We start from the raw sequence: 3,010 nt of genomic DNA on the forward strand, positions 1-3,010 counted from the left end.
CGGCACCGCGGGGCGGCGGCTGGTCGAGAAAGCCCTTATCATAGCCGAGCCGGCAGAGCAGCGCCTTGCGTTCCGCCATGCCGGCCGGATTGATGCTGCCCTTGATCTTCTTCGGCAGTTGCATGGCTTGATCGCCGTTCAAGCGGCAGAAAGCGACTTCCGGATGGGATTCGAACACGCGGCCGCGCAAATCGGGCCGCGCGATCAGCAGGGCGTCGATCTCGCGGATCTTGGCAAAAATGCCGAACGCCTGGATCGAGACGCCGCGCGGCGGATCGGATGTGGTCAGGGCCACCGCGCTTGCCCTGACGTGCGCGGCATACCAGGCTTCGATGGTGGTGAAGCCGTTGGTGTCGGCATAGAGCGCGGCACGGGACGGGATCGAGAAGACACTGGACTGGCGTGCCCCGAGCAGCGGCCGCACCAGCGCTTCGGGGCCGCGACCGCCCTTGCCCGAAAAGCCGGGCAGGCCGATCGGCATGTCGACGGCGATGACAGCGTCTTCGGGAAGGGATGCGAGCAGGGCAGTGAAGGTTGCAAAGACACCGACCGACGGTGCCATGCCAAAAGTTCGTCGGACGGCGATCCAGCCGGCCTTGCAGCCATCGACGCCGACAAGTACGGCCTCAGTCGATGTCACGCCCGGCGGCCCCGCCCTGGATGTGTGAGGTGGCGAAGCTGGACCATCGCCATCGGATGCGACAGGCTCTGCGCATCGGTTTCGAGCTGCAGTTCGTCGCCGCCGCGCTTGGCGGTGCGTGCCAGGATCTCGTAGACCGCCGCCGTCGTCGATTGCAGCGCCTTGATCGGTGGCTGGCCGGACAGGATGCGTGCCAGGTAAACGGCCGCCGTCAGATCGCCCAGGCCATTCGGCGGCTTGTCGATCAGGCGATGTTCGGCGAGCAGCGCCTGGCTGTTATCGAGCAGGAGGTTGCCGGTGCCGCCCGTCATCATCGACGGCGCCGAGGTGACCAGCATGGTCGATGGTCCGGCGTGCAGCGCCGCCGCGATCACCGATTTCATGTCTGGCAACGCGGCGCCGGCCATCCATTCCAGTTCGTAGCGGTTAGGGGTGGCTATGTCGGCGATCGGCATCAGCCGGTCGCGCATGGCGATGGCGGTCGGTTCGGGCACATAGAGGCCGCCCGAATCACCCATCACCGGATCGCAGATATAGACGGCGCCGGGCGTCCTTGCCTTGACCGCGGCGACCAGCGAGGCGACGGCCTCGGCCTGGCCCGCCTCGCCGAGATAGCCGGACAGCACGGCGCCGACCTCACCCAGCCATGGCGCCCGCTCGAGATCGGCCATCAGAGCCTTGAACTCGTCGAGCGGCGGCACGATGCGCGTCGCGCGCCCATGGCCGGGATGCCAGGGCAAGATGACGGTCGGCACCGCCCAGACCGGGAAACCCAGGGTCTCCAGCGCAAAGACGGCAGCACGGTTGCCGACCGAGCCACGCGCGACATGGCTGGAAATGACGATGACCGCACGCGGCGCGTCGGTTTGTTCGGCGCTCATTGTCGTTTGATTCCTAACTGCCCCGGATGACGTAAAGCACGAGCCAGACCATCAGGCCCAGCGCCAGCAGCAGGCCCAGCGTGCGGCCAAAGCGGGTGCCCCAGACTTCGATCGGATCGGCACGATCGGCATCGGCCGCGATGACGTGATCGTGCATGCCTTTCGCTGCCCGCGCTACAAACGAGTTGCCGGCCGGATCCGTCTCGCGCGCAATGCGCTCGAGGATACGGCGCGATTCCTTGTCGCTGTCCTGGCGTTCCGCCATGATGATGTCCCGTTTTGCCGGACCTTATCGCGTTCGCACGGCCAATCACAGAGCCTTGCAGCGGCACCGGGCGTGCCAGGCGAGGGGCTGCCGGCGCGGGCGGTTTTCTTGCGCGCTGATTGTGGTAATGCTTCGCGTGCAACTTCTACCGAGGGACCCCCATCATGTTTGCCCAGCGCCTTGCCTTGCCGTCCACGTTCCGCACGCTGCCCGCCTTCCTGATGATGGCGATCGTGTTGCCGCTGCTTGCAGGCTGCGGCTATAACACCATCCCGACGGCGGAAGAAAATGCCAGGGCGGCATGGAGCGAGGTGCTGAACCAGTATCAGCGCCGCGCCGACCTCATCCCCAACCTGGTCGAGACGGTCAAGGGCTATGCCTCGCATGAAAAGGATACGCTCGACGCGGTGGTCGAGGCGCGCGCCAAGGCAACGCAGATCACGGTAACACCGGAAACGCTGAAGGATCCCGAAGCCCTCAAGAAGTTTCAGGATGCCCAGGCGGGGCTGACCAGCGCGCTGTCGCGGCTGATCGCGGTCTCGGAGGCCTATCCCGACCTCAAGGCCAATCAGAACTTCCTGGCGCTGCAGGCGCAGCTCGAAGGCACCGAGAACCGCATCGCGGTGTCGCGGCGCGATTACATCCAGGCGGTCAGGGACTACAATCTGACGCTGAGGACGTTCCCCTCGGTGCTGTGGGCGACCTTCTGGTTCCGCGGCAACGAGCCCTTCGCCAATTTCACCGTCGCCGAAGACAAGATGCAGCCGCCGAAGGTCGATTTCGGCACGAAGCAGGGCGGGTGAACGTCCACTGTCATCGGAATAAATCCCGCGAAATGACGGGCTGCTGGCGTGCAAACACCCCCCTCTGTCCTACCGGACATCTCCCCCTCAAGGGGGGAGATTGGCAGCTTCGGCGCTGACGCCCATCTTGCGACGTTGAAAATTGGTGAAAGTGGAGATGGCGGCCAATCTCCCCACTTGAGGGGGAGATGCCCGGCAGGGCAGAGGGGGGCGCTCCGGAACGCAAGCCTAGGGTTCCTTTTCGCTCTTCTAAGCCTCCTCTTCCTCCCCTTCACCGCCCTCGCGGCCGATCTCCCGGCGCTGACCGGCCGTGTCGTCGACAATGCCGGCATCATCGACGCCGCGACCAAGGCGGCGCTGACCCAAAAACTCGCCGATTTCGAGACAGAAGGCTCCGACCAGATCGTCGTCGCGACGATCC

Annotated in this window: 4 protein-coding genes and 1 pseudogene; 2 read left to right on the top strand and 3 right to left on the bottom strand. The window is 65.3% G+C overall.

The features are described 5' to 3' along the window. The 3 genes from ENZ75_RS26790 to ENZ75_RS26800 form a co-directional block, all read right to left on the bottom strand. Positions 1 to 640, bottom strand: a 640-nt coding sequence (locus tag ENZ75_RS26790; protein WP_128278440.1) for a DUF429 domain-containing protein, incomplete at its 3' end; no start/stop codon positions are given. Then, positions 637 to 1,521, bottom strand: a complete 885-nt coding sequence (gene pdxY, locus ENZ75_RS26795) for a pyridoxal kinase PdxY (RefSeq protein ID WP_063169475.1) — start codon at positions 1,519 to 1,521, stop codon at positions 637 to 639. The genes ENZ75_RS26790 and pdxY, both read right to left, overlap by 4 nt. A gap of 13 nt (positions 1,522 to 1,534) precedes the next feature. Beyond that, positions 1,535 to 1,786, bottom strand: a complete 252-nt coding sequence (locus ENZ75_RS26800; RefSeq protein WP_063169474.1) for a hypothetical protein — start codon at positions 1,784 to 1,786, stop codon at positions 1,535 to 1,537. 164 nt (positions 1,787 to 1,950) lie between these two features. Between ENZ75_RS26800 and ENZ75_RS26805 the strand changes: the two genes are divergently transcribed. Together ENZ75_RS26805 and ENZ75_RS35365 are read left to right on the top strand one after the other, a co-directional pair. Next, a complete protein-coding gene (locus tag ENZ75_RS26805) occupies positions 1,951 to 2,589 on the top strand; it encodes a LemA family protein (protein ID WP_024504707.1) in 639 nt (212 codons plus the stop codon). A gap of 177 nt (positions 2,590 to 2,766) precedes the next feature. Then, positions 2,767 to 3,010: pseudogene (locus ENZ75_RS35365) on the top strand (hypothetical protein); the annotation flags it as partial.

The organism is Mesorhizobium sp. M7A.F.Ca.CA.002.04.1.1 (assembly GCF_004022805.1).
Classification (GTDB): Bacteria; Pseudomonadota; Alphaproteobacteria; order Rhizobiales; family Rhizobiaceae; genus Mesorhizobium; species Mesorhizobium ciceri.

Coding starts and splice junctions, on each gene's coding strand:
- pdxY (WP_063169475.1), bottom strand. CDS start 1,521: ATGAGCGCCGAACAAACCGACGCGCCGCGTGCGGTCATCGTCATTTCC.
- ENZ75_RS26800 (WP_063169474.1), bottom strand. CDS start 1,786: ATGGCGGAACGCCAGGACAGCGACAAGGAATCGCGCCGTATCCTCGAG.
- ENZ75_RS26805 (WP_024504707.1), top strand. CDS start 1,951: ATGTTTGCCCAGCGCCTTGCCTTGCCGTCCACGTTCCGCACGCTGCCC.